Below are 25,406 nucleotides of genomic sequence, written 5' to 3'. Positions count from 1 at the left end.
TCCCGCAAAAAGCGGGATTCTAAATATTATTTAAAATAAGAGAAATCTTCTCCGTTTTCAATTTTTAATAAACTTTCGTAAATCATTTTAATTACGTTTTCTACATCTTCTCTGTGAACCATTTCAACTGTAGTGTGCATATAGCGTAGTGGTAATGATATTAATGCAGAGGCAACTCCACCGTTACTATAAGCAAAAGCATCGGTATCAGTTCCTGTAGCTCTAGATAATGCTGAACGTTGGAATGGAATTTCATTCTCTTCTGCAGCATCAATAATTAGATCACGTAATTTTTGTTGTACTGCAGGAGCATAAGCCACCACAGGACCTTTACCTAACTCTAAATGACCTTCTTTTTTCTTATCAATCATTGGAGTAGTGGTATCGTGAGTTACATCGGTAACGATAGCTACATTAGGTTTAATGGTCTCGGTAATCATTTCAGCACCACGTAAACCAATTTCTTCTTGTACAGAGTTAGTAACATATAGTCCGAAAGGTAATTTTTTGCCATTTTCGTGTAATAAACGAGCAACTTCGGCAATCATAAATCCTCCCATACGATTGTCTAATGCGCGACAAACAAACTTGTTTTCATTTAAAACATGAAACTCATCTGGATAGGTGATTACACAACCAACATGAACTCCTAATTTTTCAACTTCTTCTTTTGTTGAACAACCGACATCAATAAAAATATTATCTGGTTTAGGTGCTTCTTCTTTAGCTCTGTTACGTGTATGAATTGCTGGCCAACCAAATACACCTTTTACAATTCCGTTTTTAGTGTGAATGTTTACTACTTTACTTGGGGCTATCTGATGGTCGCTTCCTCCGTTACGAATTACATAGATTAATCCGTTGTCTGAAATATAATTCACATACCACGAAATTTCATCAGCATGTCCTTCAATAACTACTTTGTATGGAGCGTCTGGATTAATTACACCAACTGCAGAACCGTATGTATCTGTAATAAATTCATCTACATAAGGTTTAAGATAGTCCATCCAAATTTTTTGTCCTTCCCATTCATAACCGGTAGGAGCAGCATTATTTAAATATTTTTCTAAGAAGTCTAACGACTTTTTGTTTAGTATAGATTTTTTTTCAGCCATAATATTTTATGTTAATTATTCTTCTTCCTCAGTTATAGGTTCAGGTCCCCAAAAACGCCTTCTTTCACGATATTCTTGTTCTTCTTTAATCTGTTCTGGGGTTAACACTTTTAAGAAAGAAGAATGTTGTTCGATAGCATATTCAATTTTTTCTACAATACTTGCCACATCTTCATTTTCGTAATCAATTTCTAATGGTTCTTTTATCACCATAGATTGAAGTACGTTACGTTTTTTTATCATCAATCCTTTTTTATCAAAAGAACGTCTAAACCCATCAATAACTATAGGAACTACAACAGGTTTAAAGGTTTTTATAATGTGAGCTGTACCACGTCTAATAGGTTTAAATGGAGTAGTTGTACCTTGTGGAAAGGTAATTACCCAACCATCATCTAGGGCTTTACCAATATTCGAAATATCAGACATTTTTACTTGTCTTTTTACATCTTTACCAGCACTTCTCCATGTTCTTTCTACAGAAACTGAACCTACGTAAGCAAAGATTTTTGGTAATAAACCTGAGCGCATTGTTTCACCAGCAGCTACGTAATAAATGTTTAGTTTTGGTTTCCATAGGTAACCAATATTTCTAATGTGATTATCTCGCCCTTTTAAAGCAGCGTTAAACACATGAAACATAGCAGCTACATCTGCAAAATAAGTTTGATGATTTGAAATGAATAACACATTCTTATCAGGTAAGTTTCTTAAAGTTTCCATTCCTTCAATTTGAAGATCGTTAAATTTACGATACCTACCATGAGAAATTAACCCAAGTGTTTGTATTAAAAAACGTTTTATAAATAGTATGTGTCCGAAAGGATTCCTTTTAAATAAAGGCATTCTTAATTAGTTTTAATAGTTTTTAATTTAAGGGGTTTGTTTACCTGTTAAGATAAAACGAAATGCTAAGTTACGAAAACAAAGATTAAAATAATTCTCTTATTTCACTTAACATCATTGCTGTAGCACCCCAAACAATATAATCGTTTAGTTTAAAGCAAGGTACCTCTAAGTTTTTTGCGTAAGATGTTGTGATATTAATGGTAGTAATGTTGTTATCATTAAGTAAGTCTTCTAATTTTACTTCGATAATTTCAGCAACTTCTTCATTAGGAATAAAGTTGGGTTTACTATTTGAATATCCTATAAAAGGGGTTGCCAAAAAATTACTCGGAGGTATGTAAACATCTGTAATTTCTCTAACAATTTTTACTGTTTCATTAAGAATAGAAACCTCTTCAAAAGCTTCTCTCAAAGCGGTTTCTTGCAAGTTGTTGTCAACTTCATCATACTTGCCTCCAGGAAAACTAATTTGGGCAGAATGTGTACCGTTATAACTTGCTCTTTGTGTTAATAAAAAGCGTGTGTTATGTTCTTCATCTGGATAAAAGAAAGCCAATACAGCTGCTCTTCTTGGGTTTTGAGCTTTTATTTTTTCTTCATTATACTGCAAACGCATTTTAGGAGCAAATTTAAATTGAGCATCCAATCCGTTTAGAGCTTTACTTTGTAATGAAGGTATTTTGCTTATAAAAGTTTTAAAATCCATTGAAATAAACTAACTTTAAGATGTTTGAAACAAACATACTGTATTTAGATAAAATTAATATTGAATTTGGCTTAAAATTTGATTAAGAGCTAATGGAAATATCAAAAAACGGAAAAAACATGAATGACAAATACAAAAAATTAGCTTTGAGTTTACTCTTTGATGCTGTGGGATACGCCACTTTTTTAATTCCTGGAATAGGGGAGTTGTTTGACGTGATTTGGGCACCAGCATCTGCATATTTAATGACTAAATTATACAAAGGAAATAAAGGTAAAATTGCGGCAGCGATAACATTTATAGAAGAAGCAATGCCAGGGTTAGATGTTATACCAACTTTTACACTTATGTGGTTATATACTTATGTGTTTAAAGGAAAAGAAGCTAACGAGCCTAAAAAAACGATTGAAGTTTAAAAATGTATGAAATCAATAATTTCGATTATTTTAATTCTTTTTAGTTATCAAGCATTTTCTTGTAGTTGTATATGTGCAATTGAAAATCCTGTAGATGCTTATTTGAATTTTCCTGATGTTTATATAGGGAAAGTTGAAAGGATTGAAAAAGTAGATGGTTACAAACAGAAGTTAAAAATCAAAGTAGGAAAAATTTATAAAGGAAATCCATCTAAAACTATTTTAGTAGTAAAAGATTTTAATTATTCAGATTGTAATAAACCATTTTTTTACGAAGGAGATGATTGGTTGTTTTTTACATCTAAAGATAAAAATGGAGATCAAATAATTAATTATTGTAATCCATCCAAAAATTTTGAACCAAGTAATTATATCAAAAGAACTTCAGAAAAAAGAGCAAAAAAGTATAGAAATGATTTTAAAAGATATTTAAAAGTAATTGATTTTGCTTTAAAATCTGACGTTTTGAATAGTTTGTCTCTAAAAAAGATGAATCCGATACGTGGTGGTGGAATAACTTTTCAAAAAAGAGAAAAATTTAAAAGTTTACAAAGTAAGTTTGAAAATGACTTTGGGATATATTTAATAAAATTTAATAGTGATCGTTCGATAAATAGTATAAAAATAGTTCAAAGTTTAGGAGAAGTGGTAGATAGTTTTATTATTAAAAATACTAATGAAAGTAAAAATTGGCAAAACTTTGGAGATAAGATGAGAAGTGATTTTTTTGAAAAGAATCAATCAAAGATTTTATTTTTTTGGAAAAAAGGAATAAGCTATGGTCTTTAAAGTAAAAGAAAGTGAAGTTTTAAATTCAAACGCTTGAGTATAAAATAGGAACGCTCAAGACTTTTTATCTAAAAGAATAAAATAAAAATTAAATCTTTATAGTGCTCAATAAAAATTGAGTTTAACTTTTAGGGGTTAAAAAAATAAGGGGAAATGAAAAGCAGCTTTCGTAGAAAGCTGCTTTTTTATACTGTTATCCTTTGTAAAATGGAAGTTTTACCACTTTAGCAGGAATTTGCTTTTTACGCACTTGAATAAAAATTTCTGAATCTACTTTTGAAACTTCTTTAGGAACATACCCTAAACCAATTCCTTTACCTAAAGAAGGGCTCATAGTTCCTGATGTTACACGACCAATTTTGTCGCCATCTGCATTTACAATATCATAGTCTTTACGAGGAATACCACGTTCGGTTAATTCAAAAGCAACTAATTTTTTGGTAATTCCCGCTTCTTTTTGAGCTTTTAAGGCTTCTGCATTAACAAAATCTTTGGTGAATTTAGTAATCCAACCTAAACCTGCTTCTAAAGGAGAAGTAGTATCGTCAATATCATTACCATATAAACAATATCCCATTTCTAAACGAAGTGTATCACGAGCAGCTAAACCAATTGGTTTAATTCCCCAATCAGCACCAGCTTCGAAAACTTTTTTCCAAAGTTGTTCTACATCTTCATTTTTAACATATACTTCAAATCCACCAGAACCTGTATACCCTGTAGCAGAAACTACAACATTAGGAATTCCTGCAAAATCGGTAATTTCAAAAGTATAAAATTTAATAGTAGATAGATCTACCGAAGTTAATGATTGCATAGCTTCAGCAGCTTTTGGACCTTGAATAGCTAATAAAGACCAATCTTCTGAGCGATCTTCCATTTCTACACCAAAAGAATTGTGAGATTTAATCCAGTTCCAATCTTTTTCAATGTTAGATGCATTAACGACTAACATATATTCGTTTTCAGCAATCATGTAAATAATTAAATCATCTACAATTCCACCTTCAGCATTTGGCATACAACTGTATTGAGCTTTACCAGGAACTAATTTTGAAGCATCGTTAGAACTAATCTTTTGAATTAAGTCTAAAGCTTTTTCTCCTTTTAAGAAAAACTCTCCCATATGACTTACATCAAAAACACCAACTCCTTTTCTTACAGTTTCGTGTTCTATAGTTACACCTTCGTATTGTACAGGCATGTTATAACCTGCAAAAGGAACCATTTTTGCTCCTAAAGCTTCATGTATATGCGATAATGCAGTATTTTTCATTACGTATTGTTGTTTGTTAAAAGTGTTGCTAAAGTATTGAAAAAATGAGAAATATTTTATGCTAATTTGTTTTATATTTTACCTTTTTTAAATAGTATTTTGGTAAGGTATTATAACTTATTTCGATATATATTATAGAGACTCGCATTAGTAAATAGTATAAGGTTTAAATTTAAAGAATGAAACTCAGTAAAAGACAAATATCTAATCTCATCTTTTTAATAATTATAGGCTTATTAATATATCCACCAACTAAAATTCAGTTTATAAGACTTATTTCGTTTGCACCTTCTATCATAGAGAAAAATAAGCAACAAAAACTAAATAATTACAATTGGAGTTTAGAAGGATTGAATACAACAGAGGCAGTCAATTTTAATGAACTTAAAAATAAAGTAGTTTTCGTAAATTTTTGGGCTACTTGGTGTCCGCCTTGTGTGGCTGAAATGCCTAGTATTAAGAAGTTACATAAAGATTATAAAGACAAGGTAGTTTTTATATTCGTTTCTAATGAAAAGTGGCCAGTAATAAACAAGTTTTACAGAGAAAATGAATATGATTTTCCTACATATAATAATTTGTCAAATCCGCCGAAAGAGTTGAGTAGTAGTTCTATTCCAGCTACTTTTATTATAAATAAAGAAGGTAGCATTGTTATGAGTAAAAAAGGCGCTGCTAATTGGAATAGTGATAAAGTAAGAGTGCTTTTAGATAGTTCACTAAAAGAAGAAGTCCGAGTAAACTAATTTGTTTAAACGGACTCCAATCAACCAAAATTAATTGCTTTTAAGACGGTTTTTGTACTTTTAAATTGAATCTATACACTTCACCTTTTTTAGCTGTTTTAGTAAAAAGCTTTTTGTAATTAAGCCTGTTTTTAATAAAAGCGTCTAAATTTTCGTGATGAGAATCTACAGATACAATAACAACTTCGTTGTTCTTGTTTAATACAAAAGTAATTTCTGCATTAACTTCTTTGTTGATTTCTAAAGGAATGTTGTCACCAATAAGTGAAACAATTTCAGATCTTAGAATCTTTTTAGATTCAATTGGATTTGGGTTGTTAGCCATTGTGCTACCAACAGTAAATACACTTACTAAAAGAATACTTACAATCGTTTTTAAAGATTTCATAATTAGAGTTTTATAGGTTTAAGTTATCTAATAGACTCTTGCTTATGATAAAATGTTTCAGCCTTTAACACGATTTAATAAAAGCTTAACGAGAATTAACAGACTTTAAGAATTTTTGGCGTAAAAAATGAATTGTATTTACATTTAGTTAATCTTATTTTGAGATTGTAGCACTGAAGAACTCCAATTTTTTGGATTTTCGAGCATAGGGAAATGACCAGAATTTTCTAACCAGTACAATTTATTATTAGGTATTTCTTTTGAAAGTTGCATAGCAATTGCCTTAACAGCTATAGGGTCGTGAGTTGCCCAAATTATACTCGTAGGAATTGTAGTTTCTTTTAAAGCACCAATCCAACGATGCCAAAAAAAGTATCGCTCATTAATATAGTTACTTAATAAATGAATAACAGATCTACCATTATTGTTGTTAATTTGAAACCACATTTCGTCTAGTTCTTGCTGAGTGACTTTACTCTTGTCAAAATATATTTTTCGAATATTTCTATTGAAAATAAATTGATTAGCAAGTTTACCAACCCATTTTCCTGTAATCTTATTCTTTAAAAGCTTTTGAATTGTTCTAAGCTTAGCCAATTCAATATGCATACTTCCGTTGCAAAGGATTAGTTGGCCTATTTCTATATCGATTAGTTCTTTGTTGTGTCGAGCTATAATTTCGGTAGCTACACTTGTTCCGTAATCGTGAGCGAGTAAGGTTACTTTTTTCAATTGTAGATGTCTCCATAATTGAATAGTAACATCAGCTTGCTCAATTAACGAATAAGAATAGTTTAAAGGTTTGTCTGAAAATCCAAAACCAATATGATCATGAATAATTACCCGATAATGTTTTACGAGTTCTGGTAACACTTTGTAATAATCGTAAGAGGAAGTAGGGTAGCCATGGAGAATGACTAATGTTTCTTCATGGTTTCCTTCATCAACAACAAAAACAGTTCTATTATTAATGGTAATAAAGTTTCCTTTTTCTTTCCACTCTTGTGAAGTCATATATTAAGTGTTTTCTGTTTTACAATGTAGGGAATTTTACTTAGTTTTGATTTCTTCTAAAGAATATTATTATCCATTTTATAGACGTCATATTACCTATACCACTTCAAAAAACGTTTACTTATTCGGTAACAAAAGAAGAGGCTGATTTTTTACAAAAAGGAATGCGTGTAGCAGTTTCTTTTGGTAAATCAAAAATTTATACTGCATTAGTTTTTGCTATTCATCAGCAAGCACCTGAGTTGTATGAAGCAAAAGAGATTCATCAAATTTTAGATGAAAAACCCATTGTGAATGAGCAGCAGTTAAAACATTGGCAATGGGTAGCAAGTTATTATATGTGTTCTTTGGGAGATGTGTATAGAGCTGCATTACCTTCAGCTTTTTTATTAGAAAGTGAAACGGTTATTTATAAAAACGAAGCTTCTATTGATGAATCGATACTTTCAGACCAAGAGTTTTTAATTTTTGAAGCATTACAATATCAATCGCAATTGACCATTCATCAAATAGTTGATATTTTGGGTAAAAAAACGGTATTGCCAGTAATTAATTCTTTAATAGAAAAAAGTGTTGTTTATATTAAAGAGGAGATTTACGAAACCTATAAACCAAAATTGATAAAGTATGTGCGTTTACATGCTGATTATGCTGGTGAAAATGAACTCCAATCGCTTTTAGAATTAGTTTCAAGAGCTAAGAAACAGAAAGAAGTATTATTACATTATTTTCAATTAGCATCTTCTAAAAAGCCAATTAAGGCTAAGGATTTAGAAGAGAAATCAGGAGTTTCTTCAGCAGTAATTAAAGCTTTGGTAGATAAAAATATCTTTGAATTTTATCATATTCAAACCGATAGAATTAACTTTTTAGGAGAAACCAATTCAATAAAAGAGCTGAGTGAAGCTCAAGAAGAAGCTTTCAATTCTATTAAAGAATCGTTCAAAACTAAAGCTGTTACGTTATTACATGGAGTTACCGGTTCTGGAAAGACTGAAATTTATGTAAAACTCATAAAAGAAGTATTAGCAAACGGAAAACAAGTATTGTTTTTACTACCAGAAATTGCTTTAACAACGCAAATTATAACCCGATTACAAAACTTTTTTGGGAATCAGATTTCGGTATTTCATTCAAAATATTCCATTAACGAACGTGTAGAGGTTTGGAATAATGTTTTAGAAAACAAATCAAAAGCACAAATTATTTTAGGAGCTCGATCTTCGGTGTTTTTACCATTTTCTAATTTAGGGCTTATTGTTGTTGATGAAGAACACGAAAGTTCATACAAGCAGTTTGAACCTTCACCAAGATATAATGCACGGGATGCGGCGGTTGTTTTAGGACATCAACACAGAGCACATGTGTTATTAGGTTCTGCCACACCATCGTTAGAAAGTTGTTTTAATGCAAAACAAAATAAATATGGTTTTGTTGAATTGAAAAGACGCTTCGGAAACATTCAATTACCAAAAATTGAATTGATTGATATCAAGGAAAAGTATAAGAAAAAACTAATGAATGGTCATTTTTCTGATCGTTTATTAAAAATGATTCAAGAAGCTTTAGACGAGAAAGAGCAGGTAATTTTATTTCAAAATAGGAGAGGTTTCTCTCCAGTGGTAGAATGTACTACTTGTGGTGTCTCACCTCAATGTCCTAATTGCGATGTGAGTTTAACCTATCATAAATTCAGAAAAGAATTACGTTGTCATTATTGCCATTACCAAAGAGCAATGCCTAGTTCTTGTGGTGCTTGTGGAAGCGCTACTTTAGATACCAAAGGTTTTGGTACAGAGCAAATAGAATTGGAGCTTAAAGAATTGTTTCCGAATCATTCTATTGGTAGAATGGACTTAGATACTACTCGAGGAAAATACGGATATCAAAAAATTATTGGAGCTTTTGAAGCCCAAGAAATTGATATTTTGGTCGGAACTCAAATGCTTTCAAAAGGATTAGATTTTGAAAATGTATCTTTAGTAGGAATTTTAAATGCCGATAGCATGCTAAATTTTCCTGATTTTAGAGCACACGAAAGAGCTTTTCAGTTAATGGTTCAAGTGTCGGGGAGAGCAGGAAGATCAAAAAAACAAGGAAATGTAGCTATCCAAACCTATAATCCGTATCACCAAATATTACAACAAGTATCGATTAATAATTATGAGGAAATGTATAAAGAACAACTGCAAGATCGTTGGCAGTTTCATTATCCGCCTTATTATCGATTAATCAAAATTACACTAAAGCATAAAGATTATAACCGAGTAGATATGGGAGTAAATTGGTTAGCCCAAGCTTTACAAAATGTTTTTAGAGAAAATGTTTTAGGACCAACAGCTCCTGCTGTGTCCAGAATTAGAAATCAGTATATTAAAAACCTGATTATAAAAATACCACCCAAACAATCTTTAGATAAAACCAAAAAGCAATTGCAAAAAATTAAAAATTCGTTTGAAGCTGTAAAAGATTTTAGAGCGATACGATTTATAATTGATGTAGATGCGTATTAAAATATAGAGTTTATGAATTTCGAGAAAGAATACGACTTAATCTGTGTAGGAGGAGGAATAATGAGTGCCAATTTAGTATTGTTAGCTAAACTCCTTAATCCGAATTTAAAAGTTCTGATTTTAGAACGATTAGACGAAGTCGCAAAAGAAAGTTCTGCTGCATGGAATAATGCAGGGACAGGTCATTCGGCATTGTGTGAGTTGAATTATTGTCCAGAAAAAGAAGATGGTTCAATCTCTATAGAAAAAGCAATTAAAATTTGTACACAATTCGAAACTTCTAAACAGTTTTGGAGTTATCTGGTAGAGAATAGTTTAATTGATAATCCAGAAGAATTTGTAAATCCAGTAAAACATCACAGTTGGGTAACGGGAAAAGAAAATTCTGACTATCTAGAGAAAAGATACAAAGCTTTTAAAAATCATTTTATGTTTGATTCTATCGAATTTACAAGAGAACAATCAAAAATGAACGAATGGTTTCCTCTAATTATGAATGAAAGAGAGGAAGATGAGATTATGGCAGCTTCAAGAATGGATAGAGGAACCGAAGTAAATTACGGAGTACTTACTAAAAAACTTTTTACGGTTTTAGAGAAAGAATACAATACTCCTGTTTACTGTAATATGGAAGTTGAAGATATTGATCCAGATGCTGAAGAATGGACAGTTGAAGTTAAGAATACTAAAACAAATGCTACTCATAATTTAGAAGCAAAGCATGTTTTTATTGGAGCAGGTGGAGGAAGTCTTTTATTGTTACAAAAAGTAGAGATTCTAGAAAAAGAAGGTTATGGAGGTTTTCCTGTAAGTGGAGAATGGTTGGTTTGTAAGAATGAAGAAATTATTAAACAACACAATGCTAAAGTATATAGCAAAGCAGGAATTGGAGATCCGCCAATGTCTACTCCACATTTAGATACTCGCTATATTAACGGTAAAAGAGAATTACTTTTTGGTCCGTTTGCAGGTTTTAGTCCTAAATTTTTAAAAGAAGGGTCGTATTTAGATTTAGTAAATTCTATTAAAACAGATAATTTACCAGCAATGTTTGGGGCTTTTTGGCACAATCTTCCTCTAACCAAATATTTAATTGAACAAGTTTTAATGGATCATTCCGATAGAATGGAAGTTTTAAGAAAGTTCATGAAAAATGCAAAAGCAGAAGATTGGGAATTGTTAGTAGCAGGTCAGCGAGTACAAATTATTAAAAAAGATGAATTTGAGGGAGGAAAACTTCAGTTTGGTACTGAAGTTATTTCATCTAAAGACGGAAGTATAACCTGTTTATTAGGAGCATCACCAGGTGCGTCTACTGCAACTTCAATAATGTTAGAGGTTTTAGAAAAAGCTTTTCCAGAGATAATAAACAGTAATGAAGCTAAAGAAAAATTAGAAAAAATAGTACCATTTTACAAGAATACTATTACAGAAGAAAATTTCAAAAAACAATTAAAAAAGTCTAAAAAGACGCTAAAATTGTAAGATATCTAGTGTTTTTCCTGTAAAGTAAACTGAAAAACATCATTATTTTTGTGTGTATATATTCAGAGGCATAATAGCTTAATGCTAATAGGTACCCCTGAAATATCATCTAAGTGTGATGTTTGAGCCTCCGACTTGATTTTGCAAAGTCGGAGGTTCTTTTTTTTACTTCCAGGCAACCTTTTTTGTAAATACCTTGTCTTTATATTTGTAAGACACAAAAAACGTATCGAATAGGTTGAAAATTATTTCACTACATACATCTCAAGCTACTTTAATAAAAAAAGCAGCGAAACAAAATAGAGAAGCTCAAAAAGAATTATTTGAACAGTTTTCTCCTAAAATGTTAGGTGTTTGTAGACAATATGTAAAAGATTTACATCATGCAGAAGAGTTAATGCTTTCGGGTTTCTTAAAAGTGTTTACCCATATTCATACGTTTAAAAATGAAGGAAGTTTTGAAGGTTGGGTAAGAAGAATTATGGTAAATACTTGCATTACTTATTTAAAAAAGAAAAAACCAATTCAATTAACTGATGAAGAATATATTTTTTCTGATGCCGCTATTGAAAATATGGAAAATACATCGGTAGAAGATATTCAAAAGTTGATAGATAAACTCCCAGAAGGATATAAAATAGTATTTAACCTATATGCTATAGAAGGTTACAAACATTCAGAAATTGCTAAGAAATTAAATATTTCTGAGAGTACCTCTAAATCGCAATTATTTAAAGCACGTAAATGGTTGCAAACGAATTATATTAAGATGAATGAAGTTAGTGATGGAAGATAATAAGATAGATAAATTAATAAAAGAGAAATTTGAAAATAGAAATTTACAAGCGTCACCATCAGCTTGGGAACGTTTAGAAAATTCTTTAAATGAATCTCAAGAAAACACAAAAAGCGGTTATAATTATAAAATAATTGCTGTTGCCGCAAGTATATTGCTATTACTAAGTGTTTTTATTTTTCAGAAATCAAATAATACTGAAGAAATTATTCCTCAAAAAGAAATATTGGTTGAAGCTCCAAAAGAAACAGAAATTATCGAAGATAAGATTGAAATGATTGAAGATATCGAACCTTTAAAAGTAGAAGAAGAAAAAACAATGATAGCTTCAAAGGAAATAAAACCAATAATTCGAAAAAAAATAAAACTAGTTGAAAATACATTGCCAATTAACACTGCTAAAAAAGATGAAGTAATTATAGCTAAAACAAAAAACAAACAAGTAAATCCAATAGTAAAAGATGAACTTCCTGTATTTAAGAAAAAGAAGAGAATACAAGTAAATAGTAATGATTTATTATATGCTGTTACTCATTCTCCGGAAGAGGTAAAAACGTATTACGCAAAGCTAAAACTTAATAGAGAAGATGTTTTAGATACTATAAAAAAACAATTACGATTATCTAATTTAAAAGTAAACCCAGAAACCATTTTAGCAGATGTAGAGCGCTCTATAGAAAACGATGAATTTAAGGGAGATTTTATGCAAAAACTAAAACTCAAAATTTCAGATATTGCTCTTGCAATAGCCGACCGAAATAAATAAGTACCAAACTTATTCCTAAAGCAAAATAACTTACAATTAAAACAAATTTATTATGAAAAGAATACTAATACTATTAGTGTTGTTAAGCACAACTATTGTCCAATCTCAAGAAAAATACTTTGAGAAAGAAGTAAGTAAAATATCTAAAAAAATAGATAAGATTACACAGCAACAAAAAGATTCTTTAAAGCAAAAAGTAAAAGAAATTAATGTTAAATTAGATGAAAGTAGAATTACTCAACAAGAAGCAGATAAATTAAAAAAAGAAGCAGCAACTTATCATGCAACTCGAATTGAACAATTAGTAGGTGTCGAAGAACTTAAGCTTCAGCAATTAGTTCAAGATAAAACTGACGGAAAAATAGCTAGTTATGAAGAAGATTTTGATGATAATGTATTTACTATTGGAGGAGAAACATTTCGTTTGCGATTATTAGAAGGTGATAAGAGAAAAAAGAGAAGGAGAAAGAACAAAAGAACTACTACGCAGTTTGTTTTTGCTTTAGGTGTCAACAATGTTTTAGTAGATAACAGTTTTAACTCATTAAATAATTCTGATTACAAGTTTTGGCAATCGCATTTTTATGAATTAGGGTTTACCTTTAAAACTCGTTTTTCTAAAGAACCATCTAAAACATATTTTAAATATGGAGTATCGTTTTTATGGAATAACTTAAGAGCTGAGAATAATAAATATCATGTTGTTAACGGTAATCAGACTGATTTAGTTGTGAATCCAAATTCATTATCAGAAAGTAGATTAAGACATGTACAAATGACCTTTCCTATGCATTTAGAATTTGACTTTTCTAAGAACAAAAAATATTCAGATGGAGAAGTAGTAGATAGAACTCATAAAGGAGTCCGTTTTGGAGTTGGTGGTTTCTTCGGATTTAAATTAGGAACACGTCAGTATTTAGAATATGTAAATGCTCAAGGTGTTAAAGTAGAAGAAGTGCAAAAGAACAGTTTTAATACCAATACAATTAACTACGGATTAAGTGCTTATTTTGCTTACCAAGGTTACGGATTATATGCTAAATATGATTTAAATCCATTATTTAAAAATACAAACGTTAGAAATATTTCATTAGGATTACGTTTTGATATAAATTAAATTTTTGTCATTCTGAATTTATTTCGGAATCTCATCAAAAAGAGTATAAAAAAGGAGAAAGTTAACTTTCTCCTTTTTTATTTTGTTCCCATTCGGCACGTAAATCTGTAGATAATTTTCCAGTTCCATCATGTCTCCAACCAGGTGGTTTTATTAAGTATAATAATCGTTTTCTTAATGAAGTTTTACTTTTTAGAACATCAGAAAGCATATAATACCATTCTAAAAAAGCTACTTTAATAGGATTATAAGTATCAATATTTTTAACCAAACCATACACAGGTTTCTCTACTTCAGGTTCAAAAGTGCCAAAGAGTTTATCCCAAATAATAAAAATTCCAGCATGGTTTCTATCTAAATACTGTGGATTCGTTGCATGATGTACTCTATGATGGCTTGGAGTATTAAAAATAGCCTCAAACCAACGAGGAAGTTTATTTATTAATTCGGTATGAATCCAGTATTGATATAATAAAGAAATACTCATTTGCATTACAATCATTATTGGATGAAAGCCTAAAAGTGGGAGAAGAGCCCAAAAAATGAATGTATAAAAACTTCCAGACCATGTTTGTCTTAAAGCTGTAGCTAAATTATACTTTTGTGAAGAATGATGCACAACATGGCTCGCCCAAAATAATCTACTTTCGTGTGCAATTCTATGATTCCAATAGTAACAAAAATCCTCAGCAAAAAGTAAGAGAATCCAAGTCCACCAAGCAAAAGGTAGTGTAAAAACTCGAAATTGATACAGAAAAATAAAAAAAGCAAGAATAATCCCTTTAGCAAATAAACCAATAAAAACATTTCCTAGTCCCATAGTTATGGACGTTAAAGCATCTTTATACTCATAATCTTCCATTTTTACTTTAACAGTCAGTATAACTTCTATAATAACTGTTAGTACAAAAAAAGGAATTGCATAATGTATTAAATTGGGTAATTCGGGTATTTGCATAATTAAAGGTTAATAGTAACAAACATACCAAAAAAATAATAAAGTTTATAGTAGTTATTAATCTATAATCAGTATATTTGCACGCTTAAAATTAAATTTTTAAATAATTAATTATGAATCATTACGAAACTGTTTTCATTTTGAATCCCGTTTTATCTGAAGCTCAGATAAAGGAGACAGTACAAAAGTTTGAGGACTTATTGACTAGTAAGGGTGCCGAAATGATTCACAAAGAAAATTGGGGCTTAAAGAAATTAGCGTATCCAATTGAGAAGAAAAAAAGTGGATTTTATCACTTATTCGAGTACAAAGTAGCTGGAGATGCAATTGCACCGTTTGAATTAGAGTTTAGACGTGACGATAGCATTATGCGTTACTTAACTGTAAAGTTAGACAAGCACGCTGCTGCTTGGGCTGAGAAGAGAAGAAATCGTGTTAAATCTGAAAAAAAGTAAGAAATGGCATCTATTGATCAACAAGCAAAAGGAGGAAAACAAGGAGAAGTAAGATACTTAACTCCTTTAGATATCGAAACTAAGAAAGAAGCTAAATACTGTCGTTTTAAGAAAAACGGTATTAAGTACATCGACTATAAAGATGCTGACTTTTTAATGTATTTAGTAAACGAGCAAGGTAAAATTTTACCTCGTCGTTTAACAGGAACTTCTTTAAAATATCAACGTAAAGTGGCTCAAGCTATTAAAAGAGCACGTCACTTAGCTTTAATGCCATACGTTGGTGATATGTTAAAATAATAAACAGTACGATTATGGAATTGATATTAAAACAAGACGTAGAAAACTTAGGTTTTAAAGATGATATCGTAACTGTTAAGAATGGTTATGGTCGTAACTACTTAATCCCACAAGGATTTGCAATTTTAGCTACTTCTTCTGCAAAGAAAGTATTAGCTGAAAACTTAAAACAACGTGCTTATAAAGAAGCTAAATTAATAGAAGATGCTACTAAGTTAGCTGAAACTGTTAAAGGTTATGAGTTAAAGATTGCTTCTAAAGTAGGTTCAGGAGATAAGTTATTCGGATCTGTAAACAACATTAACGTTGCTGAAGCTTTAGCTAAAGCTGGTACAGAAATCGATAAGAAATTTATCAAAGTTACTGGAGGTAACGTAAAAAGATTAGGTAAATACAATGCAGCTGTACGTTTACATAGAACAGTTGTAGCTGACATCGTATTTGAAGTTGTTGCAGAAAAGTAATATTCTGTTAACTAACTTGTTAATAAAACAAAAACCCACTCAATTGAGTGGGTTTTTTTATTGTGTAAATTTAGAGAGGGAAATATTTAACTAACCAAAAACATAATTATGAAAAAACTTTTAATACTCTCTTTGTTTTTGATTTTAGGAGGAAACCTAATAGCACAGGTTACAACTTCAAAAATAAAGGGAACTGTTGTAGACAATTTAGGTGAACCATTGCCAGGAGCTAACGTAGTGGTTTTACATGTACCTACAGGTACGGTTTCGGGTTCTGTAACTCAAGGAAATGGAAAGTATACTATACCGAATTTAAGAGTAGGAGGACCTTATAAAGTAACTTTTAGTTTTGTAGGATTTAAATCTCAGGAGATAAATAATATATTCTTAACGCTAGGAAAAACGACTAATATTAATGGTAAACTTTCAGAAGATGGAGAACAACTAGAAGAAGTTGTTATTTCTGTATCGAAAAGTAAAGTATTTAATAATGATAGAACCGGTGCACAAACAAGTGTTAGTGCGCAACAATTAAAAACATTACCAACAATTTCTCGTTCAGCTTCAGATTTTACACGTTTAGAGCCTTCAGCAAGTGGAGGATCTTTTGGTGGACGTAACGATCAGTTTAACAACTTTTCTTTAGATGGATCAATTTTTAATAATCCATTCGGATTAGATGCTGCAACACCAGGAGGGCAAACAGATTCTCAACCAATTTCATTAGATGCTATCGAACAAATATCAGTTTCAGTAGCACCGTATGATGTTACTTTATCAGGCTTTACAGGAGCTTCTGTAGATGCTGTAACCAAAAGTGGAACGAATGAATTTAAAGGAACTGTTTATGGTTTTTATAGAAATCAAGATATGACAGGTGGTAGTGTGAAAGGACAAAGCGTAGTAAAACCAAAATTAAATCAAAGTCAATATGGTGTTAGTTTAGGAGGACCAATTGTTAAAGACAAACTTTTCTTTTTCGCAAATTTTGAAAAAGATGATCGTACAGACTTAGGTTCAAATGGATGGATACCAAATACTGGCTCAGGTTCAATCAATGAATCGAGAGTATTAGAATCTGACTTACAATTAGTTCAAAACATATTATCTCAAGTAGTTATTGGTAATGAGGATAACGGAAATGATATTTTTTATAATCCAGGAGCTTATAGAGGATTTACATATGATTCTAAATCTACCAAAGGAATTTTTAAGTTAGATTGGAATATTAATAAAAAACACCGTTTAGCTTTAATTTACAACTTCTTAAGAGCTTCAAAAGAAAAGCCTGCACATCCAACTGCGTTAGGATTTAGAGGACCTAGTGCAACAACATTACAGTTTGAAAATGCAGGATATGAAATTAATAACAACATCAATTCATTTTTATTAGAAGTGAATTCTACATTTAACGAAGAAACTACTAATAAGTTACAAATTGGTTATACACATTTCGATGATTTTAGAAATGCGTTATCATCACCAGCGCCTTCTATTTCAATTTTAGATCCAACAGGCGGTTCTAATTATATTATTGCTGGTCATGAGCCATTTTCAGTTAATAATAAATTAGATCAAAAAGTATTTCAATTAACAAATAATATGAATTTCTTTAAAGGAGATCATACTTTTACAGTAGGATTTTCTTTTGAAAAGTTTGAATTTGATAACTCATTTAACTTAGGTGTTTACGGTGCTAGAGGAGTATTTTTCCCTACAGGAAGTATTGCTGATTTCAGAAACACAGTAGGAAATTCAACTGCTGAAGCCGCTTTAGTAGCTGATTTTCAAGCTCAATTTAATGGAGCAATTAGTGCGCACAATAGTTTAAACGCTAATGGAACTGGTAATCCAGGAGGATGGGCTTTAGCAGAAACTAATGTTGGACAATTAGCTTTTTATGTACAAGACGAATGGGAAGTAAATGACAATTTAAAATTAACCTATGGAGTTCGTTTTGATAAACCATTATTCTTTAATACAGCTGAAAAAGCCCAAGAAGTAATTGATAATGCATGTTGTTTTGTACCAAGTATTGATTATTATAACCCAAATACAGGAGAAACAGTAAAGTTAGATAATAGAAAAATGCCAACAAATCAATGGTTAGTTTCACCAAGGTTTGGATTTAATTGGGATGTTAAAGGAGAAAAGAAATTACAGGTTCGTGGAGGTACAGGAGTATTTACAGGACGTTTACCTTTCGTTTGGTTAGGAAACCAAATAGCAAATCCAAATGTATTTTTCTATCAAATGGTAGATCCTGATTTTAAATTTCCACAAGTATGGAGAACGAATATTGGAGCAGATTATAAGTTTGAAAGTGGTTATATACTTTCTGGAGACATAGCTTATACCAAAGATATTAATGGAGCTCATGTTCAAAATTGGGGATTAAGACCTCCAACAGCTACTTTACAAGGAAATGGTAGTGGAAATAGAATTATTTATGATAATGCTAATAAAGGAAACAACGCTTATGTATTTACTAATTCTGATAAAGGAAGAACATTTAATGCTACTTTAAAATTAGAGAAAAACTTTTCTAATGGTATTTATGCAAACATTGCTTATAACTACTTAAACTCTAAAGATGTTAACTCAATTGAAGCAGAAATTACAGGTGATGCTTTTGCGTTCAATCCAGTAGTTGGAAATGTAAATAACGATGTTTTGTCATATTCTAAGTATGGTGATACACATAGAGTTTTAGGTGTAGCTTCTAAAAAGTTTAATTATGGTTCAGGTAGGTTTGCAACTACAATTTCTACCTTTTTCGAATATGCAAAAGGAGGAAGGTTTAATTATACTTATGGAGGAGATATTAATAATGACGGATCTAGTTTAAATGATTTACTATATATCCCTACAGCTACTGAGTTATCACAAATGAACTTTGCAACTCCAGCTCAAGCTGCTGCTTTTGAACAATATATTCAACAAGATGAATACTTAAGTTCTAGAAGAGGTCAGTTTGCTGAACGTTATGCAGCTTTAGCTCCTTGGAGAGGAAGATGGGATTTAAAAATATTACAAGATTTTAATTTTAATGTTTCAGAAAATAAACAAAATACTATTCAGTTAAGTTTAGATATTTTAAATGTAGGGAATTTAATTAATTCTGATTGGGGAGTGGTACAACAAGTAGGAAATGTACAACCTGTTAGTGTAAGATTTCCAGATGCAAATCCTGCTAATACGAACCCTGCTAATTATGTTCCTGATTATAGTAAGGAACCAACCTATTCTTTTAATCCAGATTTAAAAGAAACATTTGTTTATGATACAAGTTTAAATTCTCGTTGGCAAATGCAATTAGGTTTACGCTATATTTTTTAAAATCATAGAAGAAATAAGTTATTAAAAAAGCATCTCATTTTTGAGATGCTTTTTTAATTTAATTGTATTATTTGTTTGTAAATAAATGATTTAACTTTTTATATAGGGGAAAATACCTCTATGATTTTTTAGCTAAAATTATGATATTTGTATAGTTAATAAAGAATAGGGGACTTTATTAAATCTTAAAATATAATCTTTGAGGGGTTGGTTATATTTTAATTAAAACTCTGGCTCTAAGCCAGAGTTTTTGTTTTATATACTTTTACTTATTTTTTCCTTCTAGTTTTATCTTAATTATTGATAAAATTGATGTATTAATTTTCATTTGAAATCAATCTTTTAAACTTTATAAAAACAAAAACTCCGAAGTAATAATTACTCCGGAGCTTTAAAGGATTAAGTAAAGTTTGATTATTTCTTAAGTACTTTCTTAGTGAATGAACGTGTTCCGTCATTAACTTCTAAGATATACATTCCAGATTGTAAATTACTAACATTGATACTAGCTCTAGTAACTTCTCCTTGTTCTACAACTTGACCAATCATGTTAACTAATTTATATTCTGCATATCTATCATCAGCCATTTTAATGTTGATGAAATTTGTTGTTGGGTTAGGATAAACATCTGCACTAAATACAGGAGCTTCATTTCCTAATTCACCTTCTACATCAAAAGAAGTAATGTCAAATGATGTTCTAGCTGCAGTGTTACTAATATTTACAGTATAATCTTCAACCTCTCCATAAGAAAATGTTTCACATGCTGTAGGAGCTCCGTTCCACTTCATAGATACACGCATTCTTGTGTTACCCATTTTTGCAGTTGATGGTACAGCAAAAGTGTACGATAAGTTTCCAGCGCTAGAAGAAGATCCACTAACTACTTGTTCAGAGCTTTCGAAAGTTCCGTTTTGGTTAAAGTCAATCCAAACTCTCCAATATTCAGTATATGAAGAACTAGCAAAACCAGCACTTACAATAATAGTGTTATTTCCTACAGATAAATTACCAACTTGTGAAGTGAAGTCTCCATAACCTCCATTAGCTGTTGTACTGTTAGATATTCCGCCAATTGCTACATTGTCAATATATTCATAATTAACATTATTTCCTTTAGAAGTACAGTAGTTTAAAGTAACAGATTTAGTTGTTACCCCTACAGTATTGCTAGCAGTAGATTCATTACCTGCAGCATCTTTTGCTTTTACAGAGAACGTATAATTAGTAGCAGCAGTTAAACCAGTTACATTATAACTTGTTGCAGTAACTGTAGCTATTTTAGTACTACCTTGGTAAACATCATATCCAGTTACAGCAGTATTATCAGTAGAAGCTGTCCAGGCTAAGTCAGTAGTAGTTTGCGTAACATTAGAAACTGTTAAACTACTAGGTGCAGTCGGTGCTTGTGTATCAGCAGGAGTTTTTGTTGTTACACCTACAGTATTACTAGCAGCAGATTCGTTACCAGCAGCATCTTTTGCTTTTACAGAGAATGTATAATTAGTAGCAGCAGTTAAACCAGTTACATTATAATTTGTTGCAGTAACTGTAGCTATTTTAGTACTACCTTGGTAAACATCATATCCAGTTACAGCGGTATTGTCGGTAGAAGCTGTCCAAGCTAAATCGGCAGTAGTTTCAGTAACGTTAGATACTATTAAACTACCAGGGGCAGTTGGTGCTTGCGTATCAATAGGAGTTCCTCCATCTATAGTATGATCTCCTAAACCAGAGAAAGTATCTTTAGCTAAAGTATTCCATTCTGCAGTTGTGTATGCTACATTAGGAGACTTAATAGACGACTTTCTTTGTAAAGTAACATCTTGTCCGAAGTTAGCACTACTATTTTGATTTCCTACTAAATCAATTAAAGTATTACCTTTAAATAAAGCGATAGCATCGTTACCGTTAAAGTTCATAACACTACTGTTAGTTAACTGAGCTTTATTTTTAACAGTTGTAGAAGCACTACTATGAGCAATTACATATACTTTTCCGTTTTGTAATTGACCACTTAATGTTAACGTGTTAGACCAAGATCCACCACCATTTGTAGCTTTTTTAATTGAGTAACCAGATAAATCTACAGTACTTCCTGTAAAGTTAGCAATCTCAATAGCTTTATTGTATGAAGAACCTTCTACATATTCAGAAATTAATAATTCAGTAGCAGTACCGTTCGAAGGTGCTCCTGAAGTAGTAACATTTACAATATTACTTGCAGAAGATACATTACCAGCTGCATCTTTTGCTTTTACTGTAAAAGTATAAGATGTACCTGCAGTTAAACCAGTAACAGTTGTATTAGTATTTGTAGTGGATGTAAGTTTAGTAGAACCATTATAGATATCGTAACCAGTTACTCCAGTGTTATCTGTTGAAGCAGACCATGCTAAATCAACTGTGTTTTGAGTAATGTTTGAAGCAGTTAAACTTCCTGGAGCTGTAGGGGCTTGAGTATCTCCACCTCCTGTGTTTCCAAATCTGTCTTCTGCTTGTGGTCCTCCCCAAATTTTAGTAGCAAAAGCAGGATTATCAATAAATGGATTACGATTTCCTTGAATGTTTTGTAATACAGGGTTACGTTGTTTTTCCAAATCGGAAACAGGATCGGCAGCATTCCATTCTAATAATAAATCAATCATATTAGAATCGTTACTATTTACTGTACCAACAGCTACATTTTTTGGCAATGTTTGGTTACCATAATGTAAGTACATATACATCATCATACGAGCAACATCTCCTTTCCATTCATCACCAGGATACCAGTGACCTTCAGAGGTAATATAAGATTGTGTACCACTACCTGCAGCAAATTTACGATTACTACGAGATGAATTACGTTGCGCGTCACAAGGACGTAAGTTATGAGCATCTGCACCAACACCAGTAGTTCCTAAATTAGGATTTCCTAGAGATTTTGAGTATACATGCTCTCTATTCCATACACCAGAACCAGATCCGTGATTATCTTTTCCTCTAGTTCTATCATTAGTAATATCAGAATCTGAATCATTCCAACCATAAATTAATACAACTTTTGTTGGATCTGTAGGACTAATATCACACTGTTTCAAAGCTTCCCATACACCTGGGGTATATGAAATATAAGTAGTGTGAGAACTAATAATTTTAGTAGCTAAAGCATCTTTTAATGCTGTTCCGGTAAGGTTAATGTTTACATCATTATAGTATGATGGAACTTGTGAGTAGATTGTTACGGATAGTAACAACCCAAGAAGGGGTAATAGTTTTCTCATTGAATAATATTTATGATTTTGACGCGCCAAATTAACAGCTTTTTAACATTTGTTAACGTTATGTTAATGTTATCAAATTGTTAACACACAATAAGTTATAAACAAGACGTTAACATTTGAATTTATTAGCTGGATTTTCCTTAAATTTGCGGGCTAATTCAAAGAATTAATATGAAAATATCATATAACTGGTTAAGACAGTTTTTACAAATTGATTGGGAAGCAGAAAAAACTGGTGAGCTTCTTACTGATTTAGGCCTTGAAGTAGAAGGGATTGAAAAAGTAGAAAGTATTAAAGGTAGTTTACAAGGTGTTGTAGTAGGTGAGGTGTTAACTTGTGAAAAACATCCTAACGCAGATAAACTTAGAGTTACTACTGTGAACTTAGGTGGTGAAGCACCAGTTCAAATAGTTTGTGGTGCTCCTAATGTAGCTGCTGGTCAAAAAGTGCCTGTTGCTACTATTGGTACTATGTTATATGATGATAAGGGAGAAGGATTTAAAATCAAAAAAGGAAAAATAAGAGGAGAAGAAAGCCATGGAATGATTTGTGCCGAAGACGAGTTAGGTTTAGGTAAAGGTCATGACGGAATTATGGTTTTAGAAGAAAGTTTAGTTCCTGGTACTCCTTGTTCAGAAGTATTTAATATAGAAACTGATTACGTTTTTGAAATTGGTTTAACTCCAAACCGTGCCGATGCAATGAGTCATTTTGGTGTTGCTCGAGATTTACGTGCTGGTTTAATTCAACAAGGAACGAATTTAGAATTGATTTCTCCATCGGTATCTGATTTCCATGTAGATGAACGAACTCATAAAGTTGATATTGAAATTGATAATAGTGAATTAGTACCTCGTTATTGTGGAATTACAATTACTGATGTAGAGGTTAAAGAATCTCCAGAATGGATTCAAAATAAATTAAAAGCGATTGGTTTAGCACCTAAAAATAATATTGTAGATATAACAAACTATGTTTTACATGAATTGGGGCAACCATTACACGCTTTTGATGCATCTAAAATTAGAGGAAATAAAGTTGTAGTTAAAACTTTAGAAGAAGGAACTAAGTTTACAACCTTAGATGAAGTTGAAAGAGAATTATCTTCTGAAGATATTATGATTTGTGACGCCGATGATAATCCATTATGCATTGGTGGAGTTTTCGGAGGATTAAACTCAGGAGTTACAGAACATACAAACACAATCTTTTTAGAAAGTGCATACTTTAACCCAGTTTCTGTACGTAAAACTGCAAAAAGACATGCGTTAAATACTGATGCTTCTTTCCGTTTTGAAAGAGGAATTGATATCAATTTAACTAAATATGCTTTAAAACGTGCAGCTTTATTAATTGAAGAGTATGCTGGAGGAAAATTATCTTCAGATATTTTGGATTTCTACCCAGAAAAAGTTGAAGATTTCCAAGTATTCTTATCATACGATAATGCCTATCGTTTAATTGGTCAAGAAATTCCAAAAGAAACGATTAAAAATATTTTAGCATCTTTAGAAATTAAAATCAACAGTGAAACTGCTGGGGGATTAGGGTTAACTATTCCATCTTACAGGGTTGATGTTCAAAGAGAAGCTGATATTATTGAAGAAATTTTACGTGTTTACGGATATAATAATATAGAGTTCTCTCATAAACTAAACACATCAATTTCTTTTGATAGTGATATTGAAGTTAAAGTAGAAAACATCGTTGCGAATCAATTAACGTCGTTAGGTTTTAATGAAACTATGGCAAATTCTTTAACAAAAGCTGATTATGTAGCATTATCAGAAAATTTAAAGGATGAGCATAATGTTGAAATGTTAAATCCGTTAAGTAACGATTTGAAAGTAATGCGTCAATCACTTTTATTTAGTGGGTTAGAAAGTGTTGCTTATAACATTAATAGAAAGAACAATGCGTTAAAGTTTTATGAGTTTGGTAAAACCTATCATAAATACGAAAGTGGATATCAAGAAGATAAGCACTTAACCTTATTTGTTACTGGAAATAGAGTTAAAGATAGTTGGAAAGTAGAAACTCAAACTTCAGATTTCTTTTATATGAAAGGAATTATTACAGGAGTTTTAGAGCGTTTAGGAATTGCTAACGTAAAAACATCTCCAATAAAATCTGATGTTTATTCTGAAGGAATTGTATTGAGTTTGGGTAAAACTAAATTAGTAGAATTTGGAGTAGTTAAAAGAGTAATTTTAAAAGAATTCTCTATTAAACAAGAAGTATTATTCGCTGATTTTAACTGGCAAAATATTTTAGGTTTAGTTGGTAAAAAGAAAATTAAAGTAACTGATTTACCAAAATTTCCAGCTGTTAAGCGTGATTTAGCTTTGTTGTTAGATAATAAAGTTGAGTTTAAAGAAATTTACAATTTAGCATTTCAATCAGAAAGAAAGCTATTAAAAGAAGTAGATTTATTTGATGTTTATGAAGGAGATAAATTGCCAGAAGGTAAAAAGTCTTATGCGGTTAGTTTCGTTTTACAAGACGAAAACAAAACTTTAGCTGATAAGCAGATTGATAAAATAATGCAAAAATTACAGCAAACATTCGAGAAGAATTTAGATGCTGTTTTAAGATAATTCAGAAGCTCCAATTTATTGGGGCTTTTTTTATATTTGATAATTA

The 25,406-nt window shown here is 31.1% G+C and carries 21 protein-coding genes; 13 read left to right on the top strand and 8 right to left on the bottom strand.

The window, feature by feature from the left end:
• Positions 1 to 26: 26 nt before the first annotated feature.
• The 3 genes from WH52_RS01775 to WH52_RS01765 all read right to left on the bottom strand — a co-directional run bounded on the left by WH52_RS01775 (position 27) and on the right by WH52_RS01765 (position 2,673).
• On the bottom strand, positions 27 to 1,118 hold the full coding sequence (locus WH52_RS01775) for a M42 family metallopeptidase (protein WP_086029200.1): 1,092 nt from the start codon (positions 1,116 to 1,118) through the stop codon (positions 27 to 29).
• A 15-nt stretch (positions 1,119 to 1,133) separates the two neighbouring features.
• On the bottom strand, positions 1,134 to 1,964 hold the full coding sequence (locus tag WH52_RS01770; RefSeq protein ID WP_086029199.1) for a lysophospholipid acyltransferase family protein: 831 nt from the start codon (positions 1,962 to 1,964) through the stop codon (positions 1,134 to 1,136).
• 85 nt (positions 1,965 to 2,049) lie between these two features.
• The gene (locus WH52_RS01765) at positions 2,050 to 2,673 is read right to left on the bottom strand and encodes an NUDIX hydrolase (protein ID WP_086029198.1); all 624 of its coding nucleotides are present in this window, start codon (positions 2,671 to 2,673) and stop codon (positions 2,050 to 2,052) included.
• 92 nt (positions 2,674 to 2,765) lie between these two features.
• Between WH52_RS01765 and WH52_RS01760 the strand changes: the two genes are divergently transcribed.
• Both WH52_RS01760 and WH52_RS01755 read left to right on the top strand, forming a co-directional pair.
• Positions 2,766 to 3,089 (top strand): hypothetical protein, encoded by a 324-nt coding sequence (locus WH52_RS01760; RefSeq protein ID WP_233131496.1) that lies wholly within the window; start codon positions 2,766 to 2,768, stop codon positions 3,087 to 3,089.
• Positions 3,090 to 3,095: 6 nt separating this feature from the next.
• The gene (locus tag WH52_RS01755) at positions 3,096 to 3,878 is read left to right on the top strand and encodes a hypothetical protein (protein ID WP_086029197.1); all 783 of its coding nucleotides are present in this window, start codon (positions 3,096 to 3,098) and stop codon (positions 3,876 to 3,878) included.
• A gap of 193 nt (positions 3,879 to 4,071) precedes the next feature.
• On the opposite strand, the gene gcvT is transcribed toward WH52_RS01755, so the two are convergent.
• Positions 4,072 to 5,154, bottom strand: a complete 1,083-nt coding sequence (gcvT, locus tag WH52_RS01750) for a glycine cleavage system aminomethyltransferase GcvT (RefSeq protein WP_086029196.1) — start codon at positions 5,152 to 5,154, stop codon at positions 4,072 to 4,074.
• 179 nt (positions 5,155 to 5,333) lie between these two features.
• Between gcvT and WH52_RS01745 the strand changes: the two genes are divergently transcribed.
• On the top strand, positions 5,334 to 5,900 hold the full coding sequence (locus tag WH52_RS01745; protein ID WP_086029195.1) for a TlpA family protein disulfide reductase: 567 nt from the start codon (positions 5,334 to 5,336) through the stop codon (positions 5,898 to 5,900).
• 40 nt (positions 5,901 to 5,940) lie between these two features.
• Here WH52_RS01745 and WH52_RS01740 read toward each other — a convergent pair whose 3' ends face one another.
• On the bottom strand, positions 5,941 to 6,288 hold the full coding sequence (locus WH52_RS01740; protein WP_086029194.1) for a hypothetical protein: 348 nt from the start codon (positions 6,286 to 6,288) through the stop codon (positions 5,941 to 5,943).
• A 144-nt stretch (positions 6,289 to 6,432) separates the two neighbouring features.
• A complete protein-coding gene (locus WH52_RS01735) occupies positions 6,433 to 7,302 on the bottom strand; it encodes an alpha/beta fold hydrolase (RefSeq protein ID WP_086029193.1) in 870 nt (289 codons plus the stop codon).
• 68 nt (positions 7,303 to 7,370) lie between these two features.
• Here WH52_RS01735 and priA point away from each other — a divergent pair, with 68 nt between their 5' ends.
• The 5 genes from priA to WH52_RS01710 all read left to right on the top strand — a co-directional run bounded on the left by priA (position 7,371) and on the right by WH52_RS01710 (position 13,979).
• Complete coding sequence (gene priA, locus WH52_RS01730) at positions 7,371 to 9,815, top strand: replication restart helicase PriA (RefSeq protein WP_158091348.1); 2,445 nt, start codon at positions 7,371 to 7,373, stop codon at positions 9,813 to 9,815.
• 12 nt (positions 9,816 to 9,827) lie between these two features.
• Positions 9,828 to 11,300 carry a malate dehydrogenase (quinone) gene (mqo, locus tag WH52_RS01725; protein WP_086029191.1) on the top strand — a complete coding sequence of 491 codons (1,473 nt, stop codon included), beginning with the start codon at positions 9,828 to 9,830 and terminating at the stop codon, positions 11,298 to 11,300.
• Between the two features lie 238 nt (positions 11,301 to 11,538).
• Positions 11,539 to 12,096 (top strand): RNA polymerase sigma factor, encoded by a 558-nt coding sequence (locus WH52_RS01720; RefSeq protein ID WP_086029190.1) that lies wholly within the window; start codon positions 11,539 to 11,541, stop codon positions 12,094 to 12,096.
• Positions 12,074 to 12,862: a hypothetical protein gene (locus WH52_RS01715; RefSeq protein ID WP_143592014.1), complete on the top strand. Its 789-nt coding sequence runs from the start codon at positions 12,074 to 12,076 to the stop codon at positions 12,860 to 12,862. Before WH52_RS01720 ends, WH52_RS01715 begins: the two co-directional genes overlap by 23 nt.
• A gap of 52 nt (positions 12,863 to 12,914) precedes the next feature.
• Positions 12,915 to 13,979, top strand: coding sequence for a coiled-coil domain-containing protein (locus tag WH52_RS01710; RefSeq protein ID WP_198938352.1), 1,065 nt, complete (start codon positions 12,915 to 12,917; stop codon positions 13,977 to 13,979).
• 61 nt (positions 13,980 to 14,040) lie between these two features.
• Here WH52_RS01710 and WH52_RS01705 read toward each other — a convergent pair whose 3' ends face one another.
• Entirely contained in the window at positions 14,041 to 14,937 is an 897-nt protein-coding gene (locus WH52_RS01705) for a sterol desaturase family protein (protein WP_086029187.1), read from the bottom strand.
• 113 nt (positions 14,938 to 15,050) lie between these two features.
• On the opposite strand from WH52_RS01705, the gene rpsF reads away from it, so the two are divergent.
• From rpsF to WH52_RS01685, 4 genes are all read left to right on the top strand, one after another.
• Entirely contained in the window at positions 15,051 to 15,392 is a 342-nt protein-coding gene (rpsF, locus tag WH52_RS01700; RefSeq protein ID WP_086029186.1) for a 30S ribosomal protein S6, read from the top strand.
• Positions 15,393 to 15,395: 3 nt separating this feature from the next.
• On the top strand, positions 15,396 to 15,692 hold the full coding sequence (gene rpsR, locus WH52_RS01695; RefSeq protein ID WP_086029185.1) for a 30S ribosomal protein S18: 297 nt from the start codon (positions 15,396 to 15,398) through the stop codon (positions 15,690 to 15,692).
• A 14-nt stretch (positions 15,693 to 15,706) separates the two neighbouring features.
• On the top strand, positions 15,707 to 16,156 hold the full coding sequence (rplI, locus tag WH52_RS01690) for a 50S ribosomal protein L9 (protein WP_086029184.1): 450 nt from the start codon (positions 15,707 to 15,709) through the stop codon (positions 16,154 to 16,156).
• A gap of 108 nt (positions 16,157 to 16,264) precedes the next feature.
• A complete protein-coding gene (locus WH52_RS01685) occupies positions 16,265 to 19,495 on the top strand; it encodes a TonB-dependent receptor (RefSeq protein WP_198938350.1) in 3,231 nt (1,076 codons plus the stop codon).
• A gap of 414 nt (positions 19,496 to 19,909) precedes the next feature.
• Here WH52_RS01685 and WH52_RS15000 read toward each other — a convergent pair whose 3' ends face one another.
• On the bottom strand, positions 19,910 to 22,762 hold the full coding sequence (locus WH52_RS15000; protein WP_086029182.1) for an endonuclease: 2,853 nt from the start codon (positions 22,760 to 22,762) through the stop codon (positions 19,910 to 19,912).
• Positions 22,763 to 22,933: 171 nt separating this feature from the next.
• Here WH52_RS15000 and pheT point away from each other — a divergent pair, with 171 nt between their 5' ends.
• Positions 22,934 to 25,360 carry a phenylalanine--tRNA ligase subunit beta gene (gene pheT / locus WH52_RS01675; RefSeq protein WP_086029181.1) on the top strand — a complete coding sequence of 809 codons (2,427 nt, stop codon included), beginning with the start codon at positions 22,934 to 22,936 and terminating at the stop codon, positions 25,358 to 25,360.
• Positions 25,361 to 25,406 lie beyond the last annotated feature (46 nt).

Source organism: Tenacibaculum holothuriorum (assembly GCF_002120225.1).
GTDB classification, from domain to species: Bacteria; Bacteroidota; Bacteroidia; order Flavobacteriales; family Flavobacteriaceae; genus Polaribacter; species Polaribacter holothuriorum.
This window is presented reverse-complemented; position numbering and strand designations above follow the sequence as displayed.

Excerpts from the sequence above, each read along its gene's own strand:
- WH52_RS01775 (WP_086029200.1), bottom strand. The coding sequence starts at position 1,118 with ATGGCTGAAAAAAAATCTATACTAAACAAAAAGTCGTTAGACTTCTTA.
- WH52_RS01770 (WP_086029199.1), bottom strand. The coding sequence starts at position 1,964 with ATGCCTTTATTTAAAAGGAATCCTTTCGGACACATACTATTTATAAAA.
- WH52_RS01765 (WP_086029198.1), bottom strand. The coding sequence starts at position 2,673 with ATGGATTTTAAAACTTTTATAAGCAAAATACCTTCATTACAAAGTAAA.
- WH52_RS01760 (WP_233131496.1), top strand. The coding sequence starts at position 2,766 with ATGGAAATATCAAAAAACGGAAAAAACATGAATGACAAATACAAAAAA.
- WH52_RS01755 (WP_086029197.1), top strand. The coding sequence starts at position 3,096 with ATGAAATCAATAATTTCGATTATTTTAATTCTTTTTAGTTATCAAGCA.
- gcvT (WP_086029196.1), bottom strand. The coding sequence starts at position 5,154 with ATGAAAAATACTGCATTATCGCATATACATGAAGCTTTAGGAGCAAAA.
- WH52_RS01745 (WP_086029195.1), top strand. The coding sequence starts at position 5,334 with ATGAAACTCAGTAAAAGACAAATATCTAATCTCATCTTTTTAATAATT.
- WH52_RS01740 (WP_086029194.1), bottom strand. The coding sequence starts at position 6,288 with ATGAAATCTTTAAAAACGATTGTAAGTATTCTTTTAGTAAGTGTATTT.
- WH52_RS01735 (WP_086029193.1), bottom strand. The coding sequence starts at position 7,302 with ATGACTTCACAAGAGTGGAAAGAAAAAGGAAACTTTATTACCATTAAT.
- mqo (WP_086029191.1), top strand. The coding sequence starts at position 9,828 with ATGAATTTCGAGAAAGAATACGACTTAATCTGTGTAGGAGGAGGAATA.
- WH52_RS01715 (WP_143592014.1), top strand. The coding sequence starts at position 12,074 with ATGAAGTTAGTGATGGAAGATAATAAGATAGATAAATTAATAAAAGAG.
- WH52_RS01710 (WP_198938352.1), top strand. The coding sequence starts at position 12,915 with ATGAAAAGAATACTAATACTATTAGTGTTGTTAAGCACAACTATTGTC.
- WH52_RS01705 (WP_086029187.1), bottom strand. The coding sequence starts at position 14,937 with ATGCAAATACCCGAATTACCCAATTTAATACATTATGCAATTCCTTTT.
- rpsF (WP_086029186.1), top strand. The coding sequence starts at position 15,051 with ATGAATCATTACGAAACTGTTTTCATTTTGAATCCCGTTTTATCTGAA.
- rpsR (WP_086029185.1), top strand. The coding sequence starts at position 15,396 with ATGGCATCTATTGATCAACAAGCAAAAGGAGGAAAACAAGGAGAAGTA.
- rplI (WP_086029184.1), top strand. The coding sequence starts at position 15,707 with ATGGAATTGATATTAAAACAAGACGTAGAAAACTTAGGTTTTAAAGAT.
- WH52_RS01685 (WP_198938350.1), top strand. The coding sequence starts at position 16,265 with ATGAAAAAACTTTTAATACTCTCTTTGTTTTTGATTTTAGGAGGAAAC.
- WH52_RS15000 (WP_086029182.1), bottom strand. The coding sequence starts at position 22,762 with ATGAGAAAACTATTACCCCTTCTTGGGTTGTTACTATCCGTAACAATC.
- pheT (WP_086029181.1), top strand. The coding sequence starts at position 22,934 with ATGAAAATATCATATAACTGGTTAAGACAGTTTTTACAAATTGATTGG.